18 protein-coding genes are annotated in these 23,478 nt (G+C 45.1%); 10 read left to right on the top strand and 8 right to left on the bottom strand.

Going from position 1 to position 23,478, the window contains the following annotated elements; genetic code table 11:
• The first annotated feature begins 102 nt into the window (after positions 1–102).
• The gene (locus SYK_RS08020) at positions 103–828 is read left to right on the top strand and encodes a sulfite exporter TauE/SafE family protein (protein WP_281763068.1); all 726 of its coding nucleotides are present in this window, start codon (positions 103–105) and stop codon (positions 826–828) included.
• 332 nt (positions 829–1,160) lie between these two features.
• Here SYK_RS08020 and panF read toward each other — a convergent pair whose 3' ends face one another.
• The 3 genes from panF to SYK_RS08005 form a co-directional block, all read right to left on the bottom strand.
• Entirely contained in the window at positions 1,161–2,630 is a 1,470-nt protein-coding gene (gene panF, locus SYK_RS08015; protein WP_281763067.1) for a sodium/pantothenate symporter, read from the bottom strand.
• Positions 2,631–2,951, bottom strand: a complete 321-nt coding sequence (locus SYK_RS08010; RefSeq protein WP_281763066.1) for a YhdT family protein — start codon at positions 2,949–2,951, stop codon at positions 2,631–2,633. It abuts the gene before it with no gap.
• A gap of 69 nt (positions 2,952–3,020) precedes the next feature.
• Positions 3,021–3,584 (bottom strand): TetR/AcrR family transcriptional regulator, encoded by a 564-nt coding sequence (locus SYK_RS08005; RefSeq protein ID WP_281763065.1) that lies wholly within the window; start codon positions 3,582–3,584, stop codon positions 3,021–3,023.
• Positions 3,585–3,728: 144 nt separating this feature from the next.
• Between SYK_RS08005 and SYK_RS08000 the strand changes: the two genes are divergently transcribed.
• Positions 3,729–4,322, top strand: a complete 594-nt coding sequence (locus SYK_RS08000; protein WP_281763064.1) for a hypothetical protein — start codon at positions 3,729–3,731, stop codon at positions 4,320–4,322.
• A 199-nt stretch (positions 4,323–4,521) separates the two neighbouring features.
• Here the strand turns inward: SYK_RS08000 and SYK_RS07995 are convergent, their stop codons facing one another.
• On the bottom strand, positions 4,522–5,526 hold the full coding sequence (locus SYK_RS07995; RefSeq protein ID WP_281763063.1) for a formamidase: 1,005 nt from the start codon (positions 5,524–5,526) through the stop codon (positions 4,522–4,524).
• Positions 5,527–6,211: 685 nt separating this feature from the next.
• Here SYK_RS07995 and SYK_RS07990 point away from each other — a divergent pair.
• The 6 genes from SYK_RS07990 (at position 6,212) to fdhF (ending at position 15,970) form a co-directional block, all read left to right on the top strand.
• Positions 6,212–9,376, top strand: a complete 3,165-nt coding sequence (locus SYK_RS07990; RefSeq protein WP_281763062.1) for an ATP-binding protein — start codon at positions 6,212–6,214, stop codon at positions 9,374–9,376.
• A gap of 28 nt (positions 9,377–9,404) precedes the next feature.
• The gene (locus SYK_RS07985; RefSeq protein ID WP_281763061.1) at positions 9,405–10,838 is read left to right on the top strand and encodes a sigma-54-dependent transcriptional regulator; all 1,434 of its coding nucleotides are present in this window, start codon (positions 9,405–9,407) and stop codon (positions 10,836–10,838) included.
• Between the two features lie 384 nt (positions 10,839–11,222).
• Positions 11,223–11,456: an FmdB family zinc ribbon protein gene (locus SYK_RS07980; protein WP_281763060.1), complete on the top strand. Its 234-nt coding sequence runs from the start codon at positions 11,223–11,225 to the stop codon at positions 11,454–11,456.
• Positions 11,457–11,496: 40 nt separating this feature from the next.
• The gene (gene yut, locus SYK_RS07975; protein WP_281763059.1) at positions 11,497–12,489 is read left to right on the top strand and encodes an urea transporter; all 993 of its coding nucleotides are present in this window, start codon (positions 11,497–11,499) and stop codon (positions 12,487–12,489) included.
• A 142-nt stretch (positions 12,490–12,631) separates the two neighbouring features.
• On the top strand, positions 12,632–13,150 hold the full coding sequence (locus SYK_RS07970) for a hypothetical protein (protein ID WP_281763058.1): 519 nt from the start codon (positions 12,632–12,634) through the stop codon (positions 13,148–13,150).
• A gap of 57 nt (positions 13,151–13,207) precedes the next feature.
• Positions 13,208–15,970: a formate dehydrogenase subunit alpha gene (gene fdhF / locus SYK_RS07965; RefSeq protein WP_353618295.1), complete on the top strand. Its 2,763-nt coding sequence runs from the start codon at positions 13,208–13,210 to the stop codon at positions 15,968–15,970.
• Positions 15,971–16,297: 327 nt separating this feature from the next.
• On the opposite strand, the gene proX is transcribed toward fdhF, so the two are convergent.
• From proX to SYK_RS07945, 4 genes are all read right to left on the bottom strand, one after another.
• Entirely contained in the window at positions 16,298–17,302 is a 1,005-nt protein-coding gene (proX, locus tag SYK_RS07960; RefSeq protein WP_281763057.1) for a glycine betaine/L-proline ABC transporter substrate-binding protein ProX, read from the bottom strand.
• Between the two features lie 25 nt (positions 17,303–17,327).
• Positions 17,328–18,158 (bottom strand): ABC transporter permease, encoded by an 831-nt coding sequence (locus tag SYK_RS07955; RefSeq protein ID WP_281763056.1) that lies wholly within the window; start codon positions 18,156–18,158, stop codon positions 17,328–17,330.
• A gap of 2 nt (positions 18,159–18,160) precedes the next feature.
• The gene (gene proV / locus SYK_RS07950) at positions 18,161–19,378 is read right to left on the bottom strand and encodes a glycine betaine/L-proline ABC transporter ATP-binding protein ProV (RefSeq protein WP_281763055.1); all 1,218 of its coding nucleotides are present in this window, start codon (positions 19,376–19,378) and stop codon (positions 18,161–18,163) included.
• A gap of 429 nt (positions 19,379–19,807) precedes the next feature.
• Positions 19,808–21,022, bottom strand: coding sequence for a PAS and helix-turn-helix domain-containing protein (locus tag SYK_RS07945; RefSeq protein ID WP_281763054.1), 1,215 nt, complete (start codon positions 21,020–21,022; stop codon positions 19,808–19,810).
• Between the two features lie 771 nt (positions 21,023–21,793).
• Between SYK_RS07945 and SYK_RS07940 the strand changes: the two genes are divergently transcribed.
• Together SYK_RS07940 and SYK_RS07935 are read left to right on the top strand one after the other, a co-directional pair.
• Complete coding sequence (locus SYK_RS07940) at positions 21,794–23,050, top strand: aconitase X (RefSeq protein WP_281763053.1); 1,257 nt, start codon at positions 21,794–21,796, stop codon at positions 23,048–23,050.
• Positions 23,041–23,466, top strand: coding sequence for an aconitase X swivel domain-containing protein (locus SYK_RS07935; protein WP_281763052.1), 426 nt, complete (start codon positions 23,041–23,043; stop codon positions 23,464–23,466). The genes SYK_RS07940 and SYK_RS07935 overlap by 10 nt, the downstream gene beginning before the upstream one ends.
• Positions 23,467–23,478 lie beyond the last annotated feature (12 nt).

Below are 23,478 nucleotides of genomic sequence, written 5' to 3'. Positions count from 1 at the left end.
TGCGGTGCTGCAACAGAATAGTGCACTTTGTCACAAAGTCCTCAGTGGGGCAAGCGGACCCTTCGATAAATATTTGGCAAGGTAATTGCTTGGTCGAATCCCATGCATAACACCCTGATTTTTTTCTTCGCATGGTTTCTCGGAGGCTTCGTTAACAACATAACTGGTTTCGGGGCAGCCATGGTTGCCATGCCTTTTATTGCGGCTTTGGTTCCCCTTGAAATAGCGGTTCCGACATCAACGCTCATCGTACTGACTTTGAATCTTCAGATGGGATGGAACTATCGTCATTACATCAAATGGAAGCGGTTACGATATCTGTTTGTCGGTGGGGTTGCAGGGACTGTCTTTGGCCTCCAGCTCATGCAGACTACAGATAATAACACGCTCAAATTAGGCATGGGAATATTCATGGTCGCCTATGCTGGGTATTGGTTGCTGGCACCCAAAAAAGTTCACACGGGACTCGGACCTGGTTGGGGCGTATTAGCCGGGTTTGCTTCCACGACACTCGGTGCACTTTTCGGCTTTAACGGTCCGCCGCTCGCCATGTATGTTTTCAAATTGGGTTGGTCACAAGAGGAAGCAAAAGGTGTTCTTGCAGCGTGTTTCATTATGACTGGTGTGACGATACTAGCCGGGCAGGTGCTGGCAGGCATTCATAACATCCAGACGCTAACTTACTATGCCGCAGGCTGCCCCGGAGCTTTAATAGGTGGTGCCGCAGGACTTTTCATATCTCGTTTCCTTTCGCAGAGGGCGTATGGAAATATTCTGCTTCTTCTTATTGTTACCTCTGGAACATACACCATGTTTTCCTGTTTTTGAGGCAAGAAATTTGGCATAAAAAAGAGTTTTTTTAGAAGATATTTAGCCGAGACTAAAAGGGCACAGAGGTTATGCTCGATTGGGTGACGGTATTTGGTGGCGAAAAGGTTTCTATTATTGAGAAGTTGTTTTATGATTTAATTTGGACTTCATTTTGAATGCCATTCAAGAGATTTTGGGTTCGATTCCCTCCAACTCCATCGCAAGAAAAAAGGATTTCAAGTGTATACTTGAAGTCCTTTATGTGACCCCCCTGTTGAGAAGGAGCTGAAAAGCCCAAGCCCAAGTGCGAAGTTTTTGGGCTTGGGTTTTTTTGTTGTTATGATGATTTGTTAATTCTGTTGTTTTCGAAGTCGGACTGGATGACCCGCGTATGAACCTATGACGAAGGCTGCCAATGAGGCCAACGTGGTTGGTACGATAGCATGGACGCCGCCCATGGCTGGTTTTATGATGGTCAGGATAATGAAGGTGGACACGCCGAATATGATGGAGGCGATAGCTCCTGTGGCGTTTGCCTTTTCCCAGTAAAGGCCCAAAACCATGGGGCAAAGGAAAACCGCTTCAAGTCCGCCAAAGGCGAACAGATTGATCCAAACGAGAAGATCCGGCGGTTCAATGGCGGCGACAAAGACCATGAGTCCGATGACGGTAGTACTTATGAGGCTCGCTTTTTTGAGGCTGACAATTGTCATGCGCGACGCATCGCCCTTGAGCCTGTAATGGATGTATAAGTCCTTGATGATAGCGGCGGATACCAAGAGAAGCATTGAGTCTACGGTGGACATGATGGCTGCGAGCGGACCGGCTATGAAGACACCCGCCCACACCGGTGAAAGTAATTCCATGATGAGGCTCGGCATGGCCAAGTCTCCTGCCGGAAGATCGGGAATGACGGCACGTCCCAATGTTCCTGCAAGGTGAGCGCAGAGGATCATGAAGCCTATCAGCAGTGTGCCGATGACCATGGCGTTGTGCATGGCTTTTGAATCCTTGTAGGCCATGCATCGTTGTGTTGTCTGGGGAAGGCCGAGGATGCCGATGCCGACCAGCACCCAAAATGACAGGGTGAAGGGTTGGGGGATAGCGTTTTTTGGGCCTGTTGGGGTGATAAGGCCTGGGTCGATGGCTTTGAGCGAGGAGATGCATTGCTCCATGCCTCCGCCAGCTTTGATGACGGCCAGTAGCACGACGATGACGGCCACAATCATAACGATGCCCTGGATGGCATCAGTCAGGACCACGGCCCGAAAGCCTCCTATTGCTGTATACAACACAACACTGACGCCAAAGAGTACGAGTCCTACAATGTAGGGATAGCCTGTCACCGTCTGAAAAAGTCGTGCGCCTCCGATAAATTGTGCAAGCATGGCGGCCATGAAAAAGACAATGAGGGCGATGGAGCAGAGTATGACCACGGCGTCGCTGTCGTAGCGGGCGCGGAGGTAATCTGTAATGGTCACAGATTGTGTTTTGCGAGCCATGATGGCGAAGCGTTTGCCGAGAATGCCGAGCGTCAGGAAGGTGGTGGGAACCTGTATCATTGCCAGAAGTACCCAACTTAGGCCGAGGCGGTATGCCACGCCGGGACCACCCACAAAGCTACTGGCACTTGTGTAGCTCGCGATAATGGTCATGGCCAGTACGAAGCCACCCAAGGAGCGTCCTCCAATGAAATAGTCCTCAATGAATCCTTGCGAGGAAACAGAGGATTCTGTCTTTTTTCGTGCCCAGAATGCCACGGCAAAAGAAAGAACCAGATACGCGACAACAGGGATAATGGTTGAGAAGTTTGTAGGCATTTAGCGGTTTTTCCTCGAGTTGGCGTTTGTGGCCGAGTGTGTGATGTCAGTGGGAGATTCGTCAGCGTCGAGGGGCATGTCTTTGAAATTAAAGCGAACAACGATCCAGAGGAGAATGGTGACGAGAGGGTACCCAACGATACAACTATAGAAAAACCATTCCGGCATACCCAGAACATATGAATAATCGTCTGGATTTCCGCTGCCCATGCCGTAAGCGCAGACATACCACCAGACAAAATACATGGCGTATACGCCCAATGCGAGCAGGGCTTCCTTGTTGGCTTGTTTGAAGCGCGGGTCCTGTGATTGTTTGTTCATAATGGCTTCACTTTGCAAAACTTTTTCAGAAGGATATGGGTTTGAGGGAAAGCAGTTTAATTGATATTTTTATGTTTCGAAGTCATGCCTCATTTCAGTAAAAGAAATGAGTTTTTCTTCGATGTCTTGAAAGCTGGATTTCCCACCATCAAAGAGCCGTTGCAACAAAACTCCATACATTAAACACAGCACGAATTGGGCGTTCGGCTTTCCAACAAGTGCAGAGACCATGGTTAAGTATTGTTGATTTGCAAATTGCATATTTTTGTCGGTTGAGATTTGGGATGGTGTGAGTGGTCGTAAATAATCAATCAAAAGAGATAATTCCCCTTTGAATTCAGTTTCGATCTTTTTGAATATAGAAATCAAAGCACTAATTCGTTTTTGTTGGTTCATTTTTTTTATGGGCAAATCATGGAAGTCTTGATTCTCAAAAGATGTCACCGATTTCGTGCACGCTGAGAACAGTGCCTCTTTGCTCGGGAAATAGTGATATAGAGCACTCTTGGAAATACCGAGTTCTTGTGCGATTTTACGCATTCCGAGGCCGGAGTATCCGTGTTTTCTAAATATTTTTGTAGTTTTGTCAGTCAACGTTTTTTTGTATTTGTCATGGTCAACAATTTTAGGCATTACATCTACTCCTCTTTTTAGACCGAATGGACTATATTAGATTGACAAGGAAAATCAAGATTGTTATTTCGTCCGTGTGGTCGATAAAAATGCGTTTGCAAAAAGGATGAAAAGCAAAAAGATTATTAGGTAAGGGAGTTCGTAATGAAAATTACTTGGGAGTTGCCTGAATTGAGAAGTGGTTTTTATGGGGTTTTAGATAAATTTATTGGGCCAAGGGCTACCTCCGCTGAAAAGAAATTGCAGCTTTATATCCCGTTGCTGGCGGGGATAGTTGTCATTCTGAAAAGCTATAGTTCTCAGTTTAACTGGAGTGTAGGGCAACAAGTGGTCGCTTTTTTGATAACCTTCGATATTGCCGGTGGCATTATTACCAACTCAACTTCATCGGCAAAGCGTTGGTTTCATAGGGAAGGACAAGGGTTTAAGTCCCATATGAGTTTTGTGTTGCTTCATTTCAGTCAGATATTTTTGATCAACATCTTCTTTATGGATTTTGATTTTATTTGGATCGCCGCTGCCGGTTGCTATTTGGTTTTGGCTTGTGCGTTGGTCCTTTGCACTCCGCTTTATTTACAGCGAACTATGGCTTTGATGCTTTATTCCGTGGGTGTTCTGCTGTCGCTGTATGTTTTCTCGGCTCCGGTTCATTTAGAATGGTTTTTACCTTTGCTTTATCTGAAGTTGCTCGTAAGCCATATTGTGCGTGAAGAACCGTATCGGCCTGAAAATGAGTAAGGGGATAGTCATTCCCTCTGACCTGTTTTAATCATAAAAAAACGCCCGCGAAGACCAATTCGCGGGCGTTTGTGCAAGATGCAGTCATGCTGCATGCACCTGGTAGCTATGCCGTATTCATCATTCGTTTGTTGTCAGTCAGGATGTGAGAAAATGTAATCATCTCCATCCTTATTCCACAAACGAGACTCAGTGTGGTCTAGAGGCCGAAGCGTCCACCGGTTGTCGGGTATCCGTAAATGGAACCGTCTTTGATCTTGATGTCGTCTTCCCAGGGCAACTTGTATTCACCCTTAGCGAAATCTTTGACCCAAGTGTAGGGGCATTCCTTTACTCCACCGGGAACGGCTACGTAACCGCGGGTACCGAGGTTGTAGATGTTGTTTTCCAGGCCCCAGTCCTTGCGTGCCTGATCTGCCATCTTCGGGAAAACTTCGGCGGTGACGATTTCCCAAGGATTACGATGACCCTGCTGAATGGTGGTGCCGTCGAAGTTGCAGACTTGACCTTCACCAAAGTAATAGAAGACGCCATCGTAACCGGCGAGGTTAACTGAAGCGGTGTACATCAGGTTCTGCCAAGCGTTGGAACGGTTGGTCAGCATCCACTGGTCGTTGACCTGGGTGCTGTAGCCAGAAATGCGAATGTAAACGTTGCAGCCATTGTAAGCAGCTTCACGAGCCTGCTCGGGGAACATGCCGTCATGACAAATGCAAACGGAAAGTCTACTGCCACCGGGGCCGTCACATACGGGCTGGCCGAGATCGCCGGGCATCCAAGGCTCGATGGGAACCCACGGATTCAGTTTGCGATATTTCAGGGCAAGTTCGCCCTTGTTGTTGAAGATAACAGCCGTGTTGTAAGGCATTTGATCTTTGTTGGGGTTGCGCTCCATGAGAGAGAACAGGCCCCAGATGTCGTTTTCCTTACAGGTCTGAGCATAACGCTGGAACAAAGGGCCTTCGACATCAAGCAGGAATTCATCGCTGACCCACTTCTTTGTGTTCAGCCCCTGCGAGCTATATTCCGGCCATACGATCAGATCCATGCCAGGATAGCCGGCCTTGGTGTTTACTGTGGCTTCACAGATTCTGTCGATGTTTGCTTCGATGTCGCGGCGCGAGTTAACAATGGGCACAGGGTATTGGACCAAACCCATGAGCATACCTTCAGTCGGACGATTCATGCTGCCGATGCTTCCCATTTAAAACCTCCAATTAATTAGTGAATTGCTATGAAGATCGCGAATATTGGCAATCTTTAATACAGAAACTCTTGAGCGCTCATTGCCTTAGAGCCATTATCGTGCCATTGCCGGTGAAACGACATAACTAATTGAAAATATTCGACTATATTAAATAAGCTGACGCTGTTTGGGACTTCCAACCTACAAATATCGTGGTGCGTACATTGGCGCGATCCCAAAAAATCCCCGTAGCAAAGGGATCATTCTGGCTACAAGGACAATTGTAGCTACAACGATACTTGTGGGGGTTCTGGATTACTGCGTTAAATGAAAGTCATTTTTTATGTGAAGAGCTTGAAAAGAAGTAAAATTCACATTAAGAATAGCAGTCTTTTTTCATCAATGATTTAAGGTGCTTCTGGTATAGAAAGAATGATTTAATATACATTTTATCACACGATGCCATGAAATTGTGTGTGAATTATGACGTTAAATCTATCATGGGGATCATTGGGCTGGCTTTTGCATATGCGGATACATCGTCAGATTGAAAAGCAAGAGGCGTCTTTATATGAAATGGTTTTCAAAATGACGAAATATTTTACGGATGAAAGACGTGGATTCGTGATTGTACGAGATTGAATGAAGAAGTTTGAGTCTTTCTGTGGAGCCGTCGGGCCGTCAGTGAGATCGAGGTAAGATTGTGAACACATCCAGGCAGCAAAGAACATACAACCTGTTGGTCACTAACACGGCCATTGAAGATTTCTCCTTGCGACGTGTAAGCAAAGCGTTCAGACGGTGGCCAGAATGGCAGATTGCCAGTACAGCTCTCGGGGGTATTTCATTTCTTGCTCTGGAAGCGATTGGTGCATTACTTATTATAAACTACGGATTTGCCAATTCACTTTGGGCAATTTTGTCCTTGGGCGTAGTGATCTTTCTTACGGGTATTCCAATTGCCTATCATGCATCAAAAGAAAATATTGATATCGACTTGCTGACTCGTGGAGCAGGTTTCGGATATATTGGCTCCACAATTACTTCACTTATATATGCATTCTTTACGATAATATTTTTTGCCATTGAAACAACGATCATGGCGCAAGCGGTATTTCTTTGTTTTGGGATTCCATTACCTATTGGATACCTGCTCTGTTCGTTGGTGATCATTCCTTTTTCATTTTATGGAATAACGGTCATCAATAAGCTGCATAATTATACGCAATTTCTTTGGCTGTTTCTCTGGATTGTTCCCATAGCCATTATCATTTTCAAAGATCCCGAAAGCGTTACTCGATGGATTTCATACGAAAACCATGTGGGCACAGGCTCATTTGATCCCTTTCTGTTTGGTTCCGCTCTCTCTGTTTTATTTTCATTAATTCCACAAATCGGAGAGCAGGTTGATTATCTGCGTTTTCTTCCTGACAAAACGGATGAGAACAAATTTAAATGGTGGCTGGCAGTACTGACGGCCGGGCCCGGTTGGATCATCATTGGTGCATTGAAAATTCTTTGCGGCGCTTTTCTCGTTGTGTTGTTCATTGAGGCGGGGAATGTCGTGAGCAGTGAAAGTATTGACACTGTTCAACTTTATCTCAACGTGTATGACACAGTAATTGATAACCCTCAGTATGCATTGCTTCTTGTGACATTGTATATTGTTATATGTCAGGTCAAAATAAATGCGACGAACGCTTATGCCGGGTCACTCGCATGGTCGAATTTCTTTTCAAGAATAACAGGAAGCCATCCGGGCAGGGCTGTTTGGCTTTTGTTCAATATCCTCATGTCAATTCTTTTTGCGCAACTGGGTGTATTCAAGACAATGCATTCCATGCTTTTCATCTATGCCATATTTGCATTGTCATGGATCGGTACGATTGTCGCTGACTTAACAGTTATTAAGCCCCTCAAGATTGCTCCGAGAACTATCGAATACAAACGTGCATATCTTTATAATATAAACCCTGTTGGTATTATTTCTCTTTTAGTGTCACTCGCTACAGCCATTCCTGCATATTTTGGTCTCTTTGGTATATACGGAAAATCTTTTTCAACACTGATTGCATTTTCTGTTGCATTTACCGTTGCACCATTGGTCGCTATTTTGACAAAGGGTAAGTATTATATACGTCGAGAAAATACCATTTTGCAGAGTGACACTTTAATGACCTGTCCAATTTGTGAAAAACAATACGGACAGAGTGAAATGGTATACTGCCCTATGCGTGGTAATCATATTTGTTCATTGTGCTGTGTTCTGGATAGTATCTGTGGTGGAAAATGCGAAGATATAGATTTAAAAAAACAAAGAAAGCATGTGGCCTCTCCAAAAGAAGCTTTCATGAAGAAAACGAAAAGATTTCTTCAACACTATCTCATCATATCTGTTGTTCTTGGTGTTGTGTTTTCTTCAAGTGTATTTCTTTCTGAACACACAAATTATCAAATATGGCACAATTTTAAATGGTACGTCATAACAATATACATTTTTACACTTCTTATTATCGCTGTCTGGGTCTGGTGGTTTACCTTGATCCAGGAACGTCGGATTGAAGTTGAGGAAGAGCTTGCTATTCAAATTGATGAATTAGAGCAAGAAGTTCATGCCCGTAAAAGGATCAGTGAAAAACTAAATAAGACAAGCAAACAACAAAAAATGATCTTGGAGAATGCCACTATAGGTATTGCATTTATAGTTAACTCTAAATTGAAGTGGTGTAACAATAGATTCCTTGACATTTGTTTCGTTCCAAGGGGCACCAAAAGACCAATCGCAACAAAAGATCTCTTCCTCGATAAGACTTTATATTCAAGAATCGAAAGAGATTCTGAGAATTTCTTGAGACAAGGAAGGCACTTTAATTGCGAAATACCTTTGAAAATGAATCAGACTGAGAGTGAGTGGCGCAAACTTTCCATCAGCGCCATTGATTCCGGTAACCCCAGTCAGGGTGTTATCTGGCTTTTGAATGATATCAATCGACAAAAGAAAGCCGATAAAGCGTTGAAGGAAAACAGGCAGCGACTGAAGGAATTGAACGAAAGTCTTGAAGGAAAAATCCAGAAGCGGACCAAAGAATTGGAACAGAGCTACAAATCCTTGCATCAGGCAGACAAGATGGCATCTCTTGGAATTCTTGTGTCTGGCATGGCACATGAGATCAACAATCCTTTGAATCTCATCAGCCTGAATTCTCAAACAATGGATGAGATATGGCAAGGCATGATGGAATATCTCAGACAGCAGAATGAAGAGGGTGAAGAAGTCTGGATCGGAAACTTGCCCTTGAGCTATGTTCAGAAAAGCATGCCCAAATTGCTTCTCGGTATTAACGAGGGGTCTGATCGTGTTTCAACTATTGTGCGAAATTTGAAAGATTATTCCAGACAATCTCCGGTCAAAATGGGTGGAGATGTGGATATCAACAAGGCCTTCAGGTCTGCCCACATGCTGCTTACCAATCTCATAAAGAACAGCACGGATAACTTTGTCATAAGTATTAATGACTGTCTGCCTTTGTTCAAAGGCGATTTGCGTCGGATCGAACAAGTCCTTGTCAATTTGATCCAAAATTCTTGTCAAGCGTTGAAATCACGAGAGAATTCTATTCTCATTGAGACCTACGCAATAGAAGAAAAGGTCTATTTTAAAATAACAGATCAGGGAATTGGTATTTCAAAGAAAGACCTCAAGCACGTTAGGGACCCATTCTATACGACGAAAAGAGAGTGGGGCGGCACTGGGCTTGGTTTGTCTGTTTCAGCGGGAATTATCAAGGAGCATGGCGGTGATATCTTTATCGATTCAGAAGAGGGACAAGGAACATGCGTAACCCTGTCTTTCACAGGCTCCAATTGATTACAATAGATTGTAAATGAGGTGAGTTATGGAAAATCATTTGTGTCCTTCACATCCGATTCTTGTTGTCGACGATGAGAAATCTGCGTTGCAAAGTTTCGAAATAGCCTTGTATGCATCTGGTTACTCAAATGTAATCACTTGTGATGACAGTAGAACGGTTATGTCTTTGATGAAGAAAAAACAATTCAGTCTTGTTTTACTCGATTTAGTGATGCCTCATATTAGTGGGCCTGCTTTACTTAAGATGATCAAAGAAAAATATCCATGGATTCCCATCATTATTGTTTCAGCAATTAGTGATGGGAAATCAGTTATACAATGTATGAGGGACGGAGCCAGAGATTACTTGTTTAAACCCGTAGACAAGACCGAATTGGCGAAAAGGGTGAGGAGCACGCTCGAATTTAAGGACATGGAACAGGAAAATGCTAGACTGCGTGAACAAATCCTTGAGACCAAACTGAAACACCCGGAAATGTTCTCAAAAATTCTTACGCAAAATCCCAAAATGCTTTCTATCTTCAAATATTGTGAAGCGGTGGCTGGTAGTCAGAATCCCATTTTGATTACAGGGGAGACCGGAACTGGCAAGGAGTTGATTGCTCAGGCCATTCATCATCTGAGCATGCGCTGTGGTGAATTTGTGGCAGTGAATGTGGCTGCATTTGATGATCCGGTTTTTGCGGATTCTTTATTTGGTCATGTGCGTGGAGCATTTACAGGTGCTGATAAGGCGCGCAAAGGGTTGGTCGAGCAGGCCAATGGAGGTACTCTGTTTCTTGATGAAATTGGAGACCTGAGCCTGAGTTCGCAGGTAAAACTCTTGCGATTGTTGCAGGAACAAGAATATTTCCCGGTCGGTTCTGACCTTCCTAAAAAAGCCAATGTCCGCGTCGTGACGTCAACATTGAAGAATTTGTCCACCTTGAAACAAGAAGGGAAGTTCAGGGAAGATCTCTATTATAGACTTGTCGGCCATCAGGTTACGCTCCCCCCATTGCGCGAAAGGCTTGATGATGTCTCCCTGCTTTTGGATTATTTTTTGGAATGTGAGGCAACTGAACAAGATAAGAAGAAGCCAGCATACCATCCTGAACTCATAAACTTTTTACGGACATACTCGTTTCCTGGGAATGTGCGAGAGTTGAAAGCTATGGCCAGTGATGCCGTGAGTCAGCATTGTTCACGCATGTTGTCTTCAGCCAGTTTCAAGAATCATATCCACAGCGAAGATTCACTTGGGGGAGTGATACCTCATGTTGAAGAAACCAGTTCGTGGGATACGGTGAATTTTTCGCCTGAAAGCCTTCCCCCGCTTAAAGAAGTCGTTACAAAAATATCTACAACACTCATAAATACAGCCATGGAACGGTCTGGTGGAAATCAGAGTGCCGCCGCACGAATACTTGGTATTTCGCAACAGTCATTGAGTCTTAAGCTCAAGAAAATAAATAATTAAACATTTATCCTCATAGAAAAAAAGCCAAGAGTTCCATTATTAAATGTGTGCGTCAGAGCAATTTGTCTCTTATGGAGATAAATTGCTCTGACGCATTCTGCCATCCAAAGTTTTTTTGGTTTTTCTTTTGCAAATTTTTGATTGTATCAAACCAACTCTTACAAGAAAAGTTGTAGCCACCGATTTCATTGTAAGGGCTCAGCCCTTTCAGTTCGCACTCCATTCTCTTCAGTTCTTAAAACAACAATCTTCGTTGTAACCCTTCTCTTTGAATCCTCTCGTGATTATTTTAATTTATCCATAATAACCATGCATTTATCAGTTCTCTAGAAGTTGGTACAGTTGTCGCAATAGAGAGGTCACAACCTTTTCACGGAGAAGACTATGCCAATCTACGAACTGCATTGTAACGGCTGCGACACCGATTTTGAAACACTCGCTCACTCAAGCGATGAGACAATTCCCTGTGTTCATTGTGGCTCCGCCGATACGCACAGATACATTTCTCTCACATCCTACCGCCATGCTGATCACTGGATGAAAAACATGATGAGCGCCATGCACAAGTCTCAGGAGCGCGACAAGCTCAAAAAGGAACTGGAAGCTCAAACGGTATAGACAACACCTGCACACCATCATTCAAGGAGATATAACGATCATGGAAGCGCCAAAAAACAATTCGCTATTTCAATTTGTAGACGCATGCCTACGTGGATGCGGACAGGTCATGTTTCAGAATAACCCTGTGACCGGCTTTATTTTTTTTATAGGGATATTCTATAATTCCTGGGAATTGGGATTCTGTGCTGTTCTTGGGACTGCCGCGTCAACCTTTGTTGCCATAGCCCTTGGTGCGGACAAAGGTCTTATCAAGGCCGGGTTGTTCGGATTTAACGGCACACTCGCGGGTATCGCACTGCCTTTTTATTTCGTCTATAGCCCCGAGTTGTTGCTTTACGTGGTTATCAACGCTGCACTCAGTACCATTATCATGAGTGCACTCATGAATTTTTTGGGCAAATGGGGCATGCCTGCTTTAACGGCACCCTTTGTGCTGGCCACCTGGATTCTCATGTTCTGTGCTTCCAAGTTCGGCATTCTGGAGGCTGGGTCATTGCTGGCAACTTCGATTCCTGATCCGCACACCACGATTTCCGTTGGCAAAATTTCAGCAATGACTTTCCTGGATGGCGTGACCAAAGGCGTTGGTGAAGTCATGTTCGAAGATAGCGTTGTCACTGGAATTATCTTTGTCATAGCCATCCTCGTCAATTCCAGAATATCTGCATTCTTTGCGGTTTTCGGCTCCCTGATTGGCCTGCTCACCGCTTTGGTCATGCAGTCTCCAGAAGCCCCGCTTCGTCTTGGATTGTATGGTTATAACTCGGTGCTTTGTGCCATCGCATTGGGCGGGCTTTTTTATTATCTCAATTGGAAAACATTTCTCTATGCGACTTTCTGCATGATCATCGGTTCCATAGCTCAGGCATCTATAAGCGTACTTCTTGCTCCCATCGGCATGCCGTCACTCACGTGGCCGTTTGTCATCGTTACCTGGATGTTTATGTTCGCAAGCAAAGGTTTTGGTCATATAGCCGCGGTTCCGGCAGAGATGCTTGGTACGCCCGAAAGCAATCTGAAACACCCTTAGTTTTTGGAGAAAATAGTTTCGGGATGAACAGCATCTAGCTGCATCTAAAGGTATCGATCGGCTTTTATAAAAGGCTGGAGGTCAATCGCCTCATTAATCTCCAGCCTTTTTTTATCAACTCATTAGCAAAATTAGTTATGCCATGAAAAAAGACCACTCGATTTATATGTATTGTCCCAACCCTCACTGTCCTCATTTGAATACGAAACATGAGCCAGAATCGTATTTCAACGTATTTTCAATTGAGACAGAAAATTCGGTTGCACCTTCCGCCTGCCCCCACTGCAAAACGGCTCTGCGTTCAAGTTGTCCGCATTGCCACCATACAGTGGAATCCCGACCTTCAAATTTTTGCCCTTTGTGCGGAGGGGCTTTGAATTTGTCACCAGATGAAGCGGTGTTTTGTCATGTTTGTGGCAGACGTATTTATGGAGAAACGCAGGGAGATATTCCGTTGTGTTCCGAAAATTGCGTCAGTGCCTTTATTACAAGCAACATAAAAATTTGTGATCAGTGTGGAATGCGTTTCAACGCTGTAGAAGATGAATCGCATAGTTTCACCAAGGTCCCCGCAGGAGGTGGAATCGATGAAAGTTTCGATTTTTGTTCAAAGCATTGTATGGAAATGTTTTTTTCCGTTTTCAAAAAGGATGCGTCTTAACCACGCATAAAAGTTCCAGAATAACATATTTTATTTATATAATACAAAGGATAACCAATGCGACACGTCATTATAAACGATAAGAAGATAGAATTCCGAGAGAATCAGACACTTCTGGACGTTGCCTCTCAGGCAGGTATCAGCATCCCGACTTTGTGCCAGAGCGAGACATGTTATTGTGACAATAGTTGTGAACTCAGCATCGCTGAAAATATAGATACGGGAGAGTTGATTTCAACATCGACCACGCTTGCCGTGGAAGGGTTGAACATCACAACCGAGTCTCCCAAAGTCTTTGAGGCTCGAAAAACTAAATTGACGTCTATTTTTTCTACCGGGGCGCACAACTGTTTTACAGCCAAGCTACCGGAAGGGAAATGCGCACCCGGCCATCTTGAAGCCAGGGACATGGAGTGGCACGATCACGAATGCCCGGCAAAAGGGGCGTGTGTCCTTCAGAAAATGGCAGGGAAGCACAAGGTGCCTGTTAGGGATGTTCCCTTAGAAATTGAGACGCCGGTTGTTGACAATCGCTCTCCGTTTATTGCTCGAGATTATAGTCGTTGCATCAAATGCGGCCAATGCATCGCAACCTGCCAGGACATTGGCCAGAGCGCTATTTCCCGTCATTCTTTTAATGGAACATGGCATCCAACTGTCGATATGGAAAAGTGCACCCATTGCGGTCAATGTATTGAGGCGTGTCCTGTTGGAGCCCTTTTTGACAAGAAAGCACTTGGGATAACTAAAAAAAAAGTCAAAAAAGTCCAGACGACATGTCCATATTGCGGGACTGGCTGTCAGTTGATCCTTCACGTTAAGGACGAAAAGATCATCAAAGTCACAGCCGATGAAAATATTGCGCCAAACAAGGGGCGATTGTGTGTGAAGGGACGCTTTGGATACGATTTTATCTATTCCAAAAATCGCCTCACAGCGCCTCTTATCAAGGAAAATGGGAAATTCAGGGAAGCGTCATGGGATGAGGCTCTCGATCTTGTTGCTTCCAAATTTATGGAGATTCGTGACGAATACGGTCCAGATGCAATTGCAGGTTTGAGTTGCGCCCGAAGTATTACCGAAGATTCATATAACATGCAGAAGCTCTTTAGGGCGACCATAGGCACCAACAACATCGATCATTGCGCACGAACCTGACACGCTCCATCGGTCGTCGGTCTGACGACAATGCTTGGTTCCGGTGCAATGTCTAATAACTTTGAAGATATCGAAAAGGCGAGCACAATACTCGTTATCGGCTCGAACATGACCGTAGCCCATCCAGTGGTTGCGACGTTTGTTCATAATGCCGTTCAGAAAGGTGCAAAACTGGTTGTCGTTGATCCTCGGGCAACCAAGCTTACAGAGTGGGCGAATATGCACTTGCGGCTGAAAGTCGGCTCTGATGTCGCGTTGATCAACTCCATAATGAATGTTTTGATCACGGAAAATCTGTATGACAAGGATTACGTAGAGCAGTGGGTTGATGGTTTTGATGAGCTTGAGGAAACCGTACTCAGGTACACTCCTGAAGAGGCCGAAAAGGTCACAGGAGTTCCCGCTGAACAAGTCGTTGATCTCGCACGACTGTTGGCTGAATCAAAACCCGCAATGCTTATATATACTCTTGGTATAACGGAACATACTTCTGGTGTTCATAACGTGTTCAGCTGCGCAAATTTGCAATTATTGCTTGGAAACATTGGTATACCCGGTGGGGGCGTAAACCCATTGCGAGGTCAAAACAATGTTCAGGGCGCATGTGATGCAGGTGCTCTGCCGGATTCTTTCCCCGGCTATGAGAAAGTGCATAACCCGGCTGCTCGTAAGAAGTTCCAAAAAGCGTGGAATGTTGGCAACCTCCTCGGCTATGAGGGGTTGCGGCTTCCCGCCATGCTCGAAGGTTTGAAAACAAAAAAGGTTCGTGGATTCTATGTTTTCGGTGAAGATCCGGCTACAACCGAACCTGACATGCACCATGTCCACGGTTGCCTCTCGTCTGCCGAGTTTATGGTGTGTAACGACATCTTTCCTACGAAAACGACCGAATATGCGGACGTAGTTCTTCCATCCGCTGCCTGGAGCGAAGATGACGGGACATTCATTAATACGGAACGTCGAGTCAACCGCGTTCGTAAGGTGTCTCCTCCCCCTGGAGAGGCTCGGCCCAATTGGTGGATTTTCCGTGAGCTGGCAAAGCGCATGGGAGACACTTGGGAATCCTCCAGTGCTCAGGACATCTGGGACAATGAGATGGCGCCGCAATGCTCTATGCTGAATGGAATTACCTATGACCGATTGGAAAATGAATCGTTGCAATGGCCGGTTCCGCATTCTTTGCATCCCGGTACACCGCATCTGTTCAAGGATACGCCGCATTTGTTCCGTGACGTAAAATTCAAACAGGGGAAGGCTCATTTTCAAGCTGTTGATTGGACACCATCTGCGGAGACGCCTGACAAGGAGTACCCTTTAATCTTGAGTACAGGCAGAAGACTCTATCATTACAATTGCAGTTCGCAAACAGCCAACGCGATTGGACTTAATGATTTGCTCAGCGAAGAAATAGTCGATATCGCGCCTGTTGACGCCAAACAGTTGGGCTTTGAAACTGGTGAAATGATTCAACTCACCTCAAGGCGTGGCACCATCACAGTCCGAGCTCGTGTAACGGATGAGGTCCCTAAGGGAATGGTTTGGATGGCGTTTCATTTCTATAAGAATAATTCGAATTGGCTTACTAATTCAGCTGCAGATCCGATTTCGGATACGGCCGAATACAAAGCATGCTCTGTTAGAATCGATTATCCAGTGAATTGAAAACATGGAATCGTAAGTCTATCTTACTCGGTATTGAAGTGGTGTATGAAAATTCGAGAAGGGCTGGGGCACAGACCGGAATGTATGGGGTGACGGTCTGCTGAAAAAAAGCTGTACCAGATAGTTTGAGAGGGTATCTGGTGCAGCTTTTAGATTTGGAGAAGTGAAGAATTGAAATTGAGTTGTGGGGTTTTCCTTTTCTGTTTTACAACAAAATAAGCCCCCTATGCCGAATAATTCTCGGCATGGGGGGCTTTTAAAGAGCTGGAAACTCACGCAGAGAGCCTCATGAGAGGAGGGCTCTGCATTGACGTTTGGAGAATCTCTTTATTGAGCGGCCTTGCGGGCGCTGTCGAGCCAGCTGTCCCATTTGGCCTGATTGCTGGAGATCCATTCATCCACGTGTTTTGCGATATCCCTATCGGACTTTTCGCCTTCGTTCATGCGGGTATTCTGGGCGCTCACGTCACCAATGGTCAGTTTGAAACTGCTCAGGAAGGATGCCGCAGCAGGGTTTTCTTCAAGGAATTTTTTATTCGCCACAACGGTAATGTCGTAGACCATGAAGCCATTTCTCAGGGGATCAGAGACGGCTCCTTCGACGCCAGAGACTTCTCCGGCTGTATTACCCTCGGCCGGAACATTGATCCACATTACGTCCTTGCCAGGCTTAAACTTGAAGACAGTCCAGTTGGGTGTCCAAGTATAAAAGAAAACGGGCTTGCCAGCTTTGTAAGCACCCAATGCGGATGCCATACCAGCTTCATAGGCGGCCTTGACGGGGTTGATATGATCGTCCAAGTCAAACGCTTTCATGTGCTGGGCGATGACTTTTTCACAACCCCAGCCCGGAGGGCATGCAATGAGGTCGGCTTTGCCGTCATCGTTTAAATCGAATGCTTTCTTCACTTCAGGGCGTTTGAAATCATCAAGAGATTTGATGTTGTATTTTTCAACTTCTTTCTTTGAGACGAGGTAGCCCTGCATTCCACCAGCTTTAATGATCGGATCAAGGATCACAGCTTTCTTTTCGAAATTCTTGGGAAGTTGTTCGTTGTGCAGTGGAAAGTTGCCGTTGCACCAGTAGTCGATGTCTCCCAGATAGATGGACTTGTAGGCAATGGGGTTGGAAAGATCTTTAGTCTTTTTGACCTTATAGCCCAACTCTTCCAGGCCCTTGCGAGCCAGAGCTTCCTGGAAAAAACCAGTATTCCAGGTAGCACGGGCTGGCGTCAGAGTGACCCCTTTACCCGGTTTCATTTCCATTGCCATGGCAGAGGACACGATCAGAACCGCACAAATTGCGGCGAGGGTCATCTTCAACAGTTTCATGGAACCTCCTCAGATTCTATTTGTATTACTTTTTTTGAGCAATTGATTGGGTGATGCGATCCAGCACGATTGCCATGAGCACAATACCGACGCCACCGACCACAGCACGGCCTATATCCAAGGTGTTCAGACCGAGAATAACCGGGGAGCCAAGGCCGCCAGCGCCAATGAGTGCAGCAATGACCACCATGGAAAGCGCCATCATTATAGTTTGGTTCAGGCCAGCCAAAATGGTCGGCAAAGCAAGGGGGATTTGTACTTTAATCAGGACTTGCCAACGGCTGGCTCCAAAGGCTTGAGCAGCTTCGACCAATTCCGGGTGAACTTGTCGTATTCCCAATCCAGTCAGTCTTATTATAGGGGGCAATGCAAAGATAATGGTCGCAAGAACACCAGCCACGTTACCCACGGAAAAGAGCATGACAATGGGAACTAGATAAACAAACGCTGGCGTGGTTTGCATGGCATCCAATACTGGTCTGAGTGCTGCTTCAAAATGGTCGCTTCGACCAGCCATGATTCCGAGGGGGACACCCAATACTGTGCAGACAATTACTGATGACAAGACCATGGCCAAAGTCACCATGGCGTCTTCCCAAAGTCCCAGAAATCCTATTATGAGCATTGCCAAGTAGCTAAAAACCGCTAGCCGTTTCCCGGAGAATTTTAATGCCACAAGCGCAATAATAAGAATAACAATGAGCGGATGCAGACTTGTAAGTCCGTGTTCAAATCCGTTGAGCATTTGCTCAATAGGCCATTTAAGGAGCTGGAAAACCTCCCTATAGTCGTCCACAAGCCAGTCGACAAGGGTGGTAACCCATTGATCAAGAGGAATTATCGCTTCTTCAAACATTATTATGCTCCCGACTTATGGATAGTTTCTTCCGCATAGTGCAGCGTTCGCAGAAATCGGTTTTTGGAAACCACTCCTTTAAAGACGCCGTCGGCATCTATTACTGGGACAGGCCAAGGGCTGGATGCGATCATCGGAAGGATATCCTGCATTGATTCATCAAAATTTACCGGTTCAGCATCATCGATATACGCTTGGCTGATTGGTTGGTCCGGCATCCCTTTTTCCAAAGTTTCCCTAATCTCTTCTGATGAGATGACGCCAAGTAAACGATGCTTTGTGTCGAGAACATAGCCATGCTCACGTTCACTTCTGCTGAGGATCTCATGGGCCGTGCGGAGGCTGCCTTCTTTGGTAATGACAATGGTTGGGTGCGTATCGCTTACGATATCCCCGGCACTGATCACATTGGTAGGGTCCACGCCTCGGAAAAATGCCCGAACGTAATCATTTGCCGGGTTTTGTAAAATTTCATCAGGAGTGCCCACCTGCACGACATTGCCACCTTCCATGATGGCTATTCGGTCGCCAATACGAAGGGCTTCGTCGAGATCGTGAGAGATAAAAACAATAGTGCGCTCCTGTTCTTCCTGCAGCTTGAGCAATTCGTCTTGCATTTCGGTTCGAATGAGTGGATCTAAAGCGGAAAAAGCTTCATCCATCAGCAGTATGTCCGGGTCAACAGCCAAACCGCGAGCCAGTCCAACGCGCTGCTGCATACCACCACTGAGTTGATCTGGGTATTGGTCTTCCCAACCTGTGAGTCCGACTTGCGCCAGAGCTTCACGAGCCCGTTGGTAACGTTTTTCTTTTTCTACTCCGGCCAATTCTAACCCGAATGCGGCGTTATCAAGAACCGTTTGGTGGGGCATAAGTGCAAACGACTGGAAAACCATGCTCATGTTGTGGAGTCGAAATTTGACCAATTCCTCATTGTTCATGGCTGTTACATCTTGTCCGTCAACAATAACACGGCCTGCGGTCGGTTCGATGAGTCTGTTGAGCATGCGGACAATGGTGGATTTGCCCGAACCGGATAGTCCCATGATGACGAATATCTCTCCTGCTTCTATAGCAAATGAGGCATTGTTCACACCTACAGTCATGCCGGTTTCATCAAAGACAGACTGTTTGTCATGATTATCATTAAGCATGTCTAGAGCTTTTTGAGGCTTATTGCCAAATATCTTATAAAGATTTTCAACGCGAATTTTTTCCATTAATTCTCCATAGTTCAATATTGCACGCCCGCCAAGGATGAAGGTTGTTCAACTTTCATCTGAATTGCCGAGCAGCACATTCGACTCATTCTCGCTAGGCAGCTGGGGCCTTTGTCGTTCGTTAGAGTCGAGGGTGTTATGTTGGGTTTGGTATATACATAAGATATTGGGGAATATGAAAATAAACCAATAAGGTGCATTTTCAATTCATTAATCTTATATTCCAGAACAGTTTCTATCAAGGGGGGGGTATAGGGTATGTTTCAGGTATTCGGGTATACCCGATAGGGGCGAGTGTTACGGCCTTTAGTGGCTCTTCAGAAATGACGTTTCGGTGTGATGCGAGGTGTTTTTACTACTTATGAAAACGACTCTACACACGACCAACAAGTGGATGTGATGGGGTTGAGCTAATCAGGAATACCTGAATTATGAGAGTGAGGGCTTTTGGCGAAGATAGGTAAATAATGGTACTTTTGATCCTCGTAACCCAAGCTTTTTTCGTATGTTCTTTCGATGAGTTTGAACTGTTTCAAACGACATCGTGAGAAGCTGTGCTATATCTTTTCCACTTCTACCAAGCTGAACAAGTTGGCAAATTTCCATTTCACGAGGTGATAGACGTAATAACTCTGAATCAAATTCACCGGATGAGTCATTTGCAATATCTACCAATTGGTCCTCAATCACAGCCTTGTATCCTTCTCGCACTTCCGGGGTGTCTGAAGAGGTGAGACGTTCCAGGGCTGGAAGCATCTGTTTCTTGACTTGGCTGGTTAATTGTTCGCGCATTTCCTGGCGGTCTTTTTCCACCGAGTTAATAACTTGTTTAAGTGCGATATCCTTTTCTTTCACTTCGGCCTGTTTTTCTTGCAGATGTTCTTTGAGTTCCACATGGGCAGTCAGATCATGAAGAATAAGTTGAAAGAGAGAATAGTTGGAAAAAACAATTTTGCGCAGAGTGGCCGCTACGGGAAATCCTTCCCCATCTCCATCAATGGCAACAATATTTCCCGTCCACGTTGCTTGTGCATCAAGCGTGTGCATGGAGTTGCGAAGGGTTGCGTAAAAACGTCTGCCCACCAATCGTTTGAAATTTTCACCGGTTAAAGCTTGCTCTGACTTAACGTGTTGTTTTTGTGCTGCCTTGTTTGCTGCAACGATTTCTCCATTTTCATCAAGAAGAAACGTTGCATCCAGCGCTGTGTCAAAGAAAGCGTTGAACAATGTAATTGAATCCGACCACGCTATTGTCTTTTTTTCAAGCCGTTCTTCATAGTTTTCACAGAGAGCTTCAACTGGGCGATTGTCTGTGGCCGCGATGACAAAACCGTTTTGCGAGGAGTCTATTGAAGGTAATGGGAGGATCCTAAGCAGAAAGCTATTGTGGTTGTCACAAAAAATTTCCCGAACTTCGAGAGGGGGGTATTTATTTAACGTGCTTTCCAGAGAATCTGTGTTCAAAGGCAATGCTTCCCAGAAAAAAAGTCCACATTTTTCTGTGTTGGGAAGGTATGTAAAATTGGCACCATTAGACTTAACCACTAATCCATGATTGTCCGTATAGAGAAAGATGTCATTCAAGACTGCGACAACATCGCTAGGCTCGGTCAGTGTTATGGTCTGTGTTTTCGAGTCATCCATGAGTTTTAAGTAGCATGCTGTCGAGCCAATGAAAACCGCGCTTCAGGATGATTAAAAATGAGATCCGTTTCCTTGAGTCACTACTGATGTTTTAAGTTGTTTTTTTATGTGTACATCAAACTCGTTGAAAAACCGAAAGCACACGATTAGAGCGCTGCAGACAGACATTCATAATGGTTTTATGATGCTGTGTATGCTGCCAAAAAAGGATGGAACGTCTCAATAATGGAGTGTAAAATGCTATTCAAGATGATGAGGGCTTGATTTTCCTCAGCTCCACCACAAGAAAGTAAAGGCTTAGAAGATTTTACTTTTAAGTTTTTTTACATGGAATATTTGAAAGAACGTTTGCGTGCTGCAGGGAATGAGGTGATATCCTATTGGCCTTTTTTTTAAAAGAAATGAGCAGTGGAGAGAGAAAATAAATTAAGAATCAACCGAGAATTGTCATGGTGCTCCTGTGCACAGTAAGAGTTAGAAACAGGCCGCCACAATATGTTTAACTATATGATTTTAAATGAGTATTGCTTGCGATAGGGCTTTTTGATTTTGGTTGACAAAAGTGGAAGGACGTTAATATATTCAATAAATGGAACGATGTGTCTTAATCCGGTACGATGGTTTGAGCAAAAAATATAGTCTGTTTGAAACAGTGTCGTGAAAGGCGCCGTATTTGGTGAAGGTTGTTTGGAAATCGGGTGGGACGCTGCCTGCCATATCCAGAAACACCAACAGATGTTTCATGGTATATAATGTAAGGAGAAATAAGGAATGTATTTAACCGATTATGACAAGTCTTTGTTGAATGGAGACTTCGGTGAGGCCGCACGGATCGGGATGAGTATTCTCACCGACCTTGGTGAAACCATGGGGGCGGAAAAGATGATTTCCATTTCCATGGTCCATGATGACAGCGCTTGGTATAGCGGACTTGCCGCTTTGGAGTTCGCGGAACATCTCGTCGACCTGGGAGGAAAATTTTGTGTACCGACCTCGTTGAATTCGTGTTTGATGGATTTGGAAAAGTGGCAAGAGCAACGATTTGATCCTGAATTATACATAATCCATAAACGTATCGAAAAAGCGCACACTTCCCTTGGCGCTTCTGCTTCATGGACTTGCGCTCCCTATTTTGCGGGGTTTGTGCCTCGTTTTGGTGAACAAGTTGCCTGGGCAGAATCAAACGCGACGAACTATGTGAATTCTATCATCGGTGCCCGTACTGAGCGGTATGCCGGCTTACTTGATCTTTGTGCTGGTTTGACAGGGCGAGTTCCTTATCAAGGTTTGCATTGTCCTGAAAATCGTAGAGCGGAAGTCCTTATTAAACTTGAAGGATTTAAAGAGGATGATTTTTTAGATGACGCCATTTATGACATGCTTGGGTATGTACATGGTGAAATCGTCGGCGACCGGATTGGCGCAATGGAAGGGCTGCCTCTTCATAGTAAAATTGATGGCTTGAAGCGATTCTCGGCGACTTCCGCCTCTTCCGGCGGTGTGGGGTTGTTCCATCTTATCGGACTGACTCCAGAAGCGCAGACTCTTGAAATGGCTTTTCACGGTAAAAAGCCCAAGGATGTGGTGATCGTCACTCCTGAACGTCTTCGTGAATCAGAAGAACGCATGAGCAACTCCTCTCCCAAGGAAATCAATATGGTTACTGTTGGCTGCCCTCATCTTTCTCATGCCGAGTGTGAGAGCTTGTTGACAGCGTTTGCAGGGCGAACGGTTCACTCATCGATGGAGTTTTGGGCTTTTACCAACCGTTGTAATAAACAGCACATGGAAAAAAATGGGATGTACGAGGCTTTGCGGCGTTGCGGTGTGAAAATTTACACCGATGGCTGCCCCATGTCTTCGCCGTTTGACCGATGGAATTTTACTGGGATTATGAGTAACTCCGGCAAATTTAGCACATATTGTTTTTCGTATAGCGGAATTAAACCGGTGTATGGAAGTCTTGAAGATTGTGTTGAAACTGCTGTTGCCGGCACAATGCAAAGGAGCGCGAAATCATGGCATTAACCACAATTGAGTGCAAAGGTGTTGTCAAAGGGAAAGTGGCCGGTAAAGTTTTGTTTTCTCGCAAGCCATTGAGTTTTATTGGTGGTGTTGATCCTGAAACGGGCATTATCCAAGATCCGTTGAGCGACCAATACGGGCAGTCAATGGCCGATAAAATCCTTGTCTTCCCTTTTGGCAAGGGGTCCAGCGGGGCTGGATTGGTCTTGCTCGAACTGGCACGGGTTGGCAAAGCGCCAAAGGCTTTGGTGAATCTTCGCACCAACACGGTCCTTTTGACTGGTCCGTTGGTTATGCGTGAGTTTTACAAAAAGGAAATGCCCGTTGTCTGTGTTAATGAAGCAGGCATGGAAATCCTCAGTCAGGCGGGTGAGGCGACAGTCGACAGCACCGCTGGCGAGATTACCCTCACAGCATAATACGTTTATTTA

This window comes from Pseudodesulfovibrio nedwellii, from assembly GCF_027923765.1.
GTDB lineage: Bacteria > Desulfobacterota > Desulfovibrionia > Desulfovibrionales > Desulfovibrionaceae > Pseudodesulfovibrio > Pseudodesulfovibrio nedwellii.
Note: the sequence above shows the minus strand (reverse complement) of the source record. Positions and strands in the feature narration are given on the sequence as shown.

Bases quoted from the DNA above. Each gene is read 5' to 3' on its own strand.
- SYK_RS08020 (WP_281763068.1), top strand. From the start codon at position 103: ATGCATAACACCCTGATTTTTTTCTTCGCATGGTTTCTCGGAGGCTTC.
- panF (WP_281763067.1), bottom strand. From the start codon at position 2,630: ATGCCTACAAACTTCTCAACCATTATCCCTGTTGTCGCGTATCTGGTT.
- SYK_RS08010 (WP_281763066.1), bottom strand. From the start codon at position 2,951: ATGAACAAACAATCACAGGACCCGCGCTTCAAACAAGCCAACAAGGAA.
- SYK_RS08005 (WP_281763065.1), bottom strand. From the start codon at position 3,584: ATGCCTAAAATTGTTGACCATGACAAATACAAAAAAACGTTGACTGAC.
- SYK_RS08000 (WP_281763064.1), top strand. From the start codon at position 3,729: ATGAAAATTACTTGGGAGTTGCCTGAATTGAGAAGTGGTTTTTATGGG.
- SYK_RS07995 (WP_281763063.1), bottom strand. From the start codon at position 5,526: ATGGGAAGCATCGGCAGCATGAATCGTCCGACTGAAGGTATGCTCATG.
- SYK_RS07985 (WP_281763061.1), top strand. From the start codon at position 9,405: ATGGAAAATCATTTGTGTCCTTCACATCCGATTCTTGTTGTCGACGAT.
- SYK_RS07980 (WP_281763060.1), top strand. From the start codon at position 11,223: ATGCCAATCTACGAACTGCATTGTAACGGCTGCGACACCGATTTTGAA.
- yut (WP_281763059.1), top strand. From the start codon at position 11,497: ATGGAAGCGCCAAAAAACAATTCGCTATTTCAATTTGTAGACGCATGC.
- SYK_RS07970 (WP_281763058.1), top strand. From the start codon at position 12,632: ATGAAAAAAGACCACTCGATTTATATGTATTGTCCCAACCCTCACTGT.
- proX (WP_281763057.1), bottom strand. From the start codon at position 17,302: ATGAAACTGTTGAAGATGACCCTCGCCGCAATTTGTGCGGTTCTGATC.
- SYK_RS07955 (WP_281763056.1), bottom strand. From the start codon at position 18,158: ATGTTTGAAGAAGCGATAATTCCTCTTGATCAATGGGTTACCACCCTT.
- proV (WP_281763055.1), bottom strand. From the start codon at position 19,378: ATGGAAAAAATTCGCGTTGAAAATCTTTATAAGATATTTGGCAATAAG.
- SYK_RS07945 (WP_281763054.1), bottom strand. From the start codon at position 21,022: ATGGATGACTCGAAAACACAGACCATAACACTGACCGAGCCTAGCGAT.
- SYK_RS07940 (WP_281763053.1), top strand. From the start codon at position 21,794: ATGTATTTAACCGATTATGACAAGTCTTTGTTGAATGGAGACTTCGGT.
- SYK_RS07935 (WP_281763052.1), top strand. From the start codon at position 23,041: ATGGCATTAACCACAATTGAGTGCAAAGGTGTTGTCAAAGGGAAAGTG.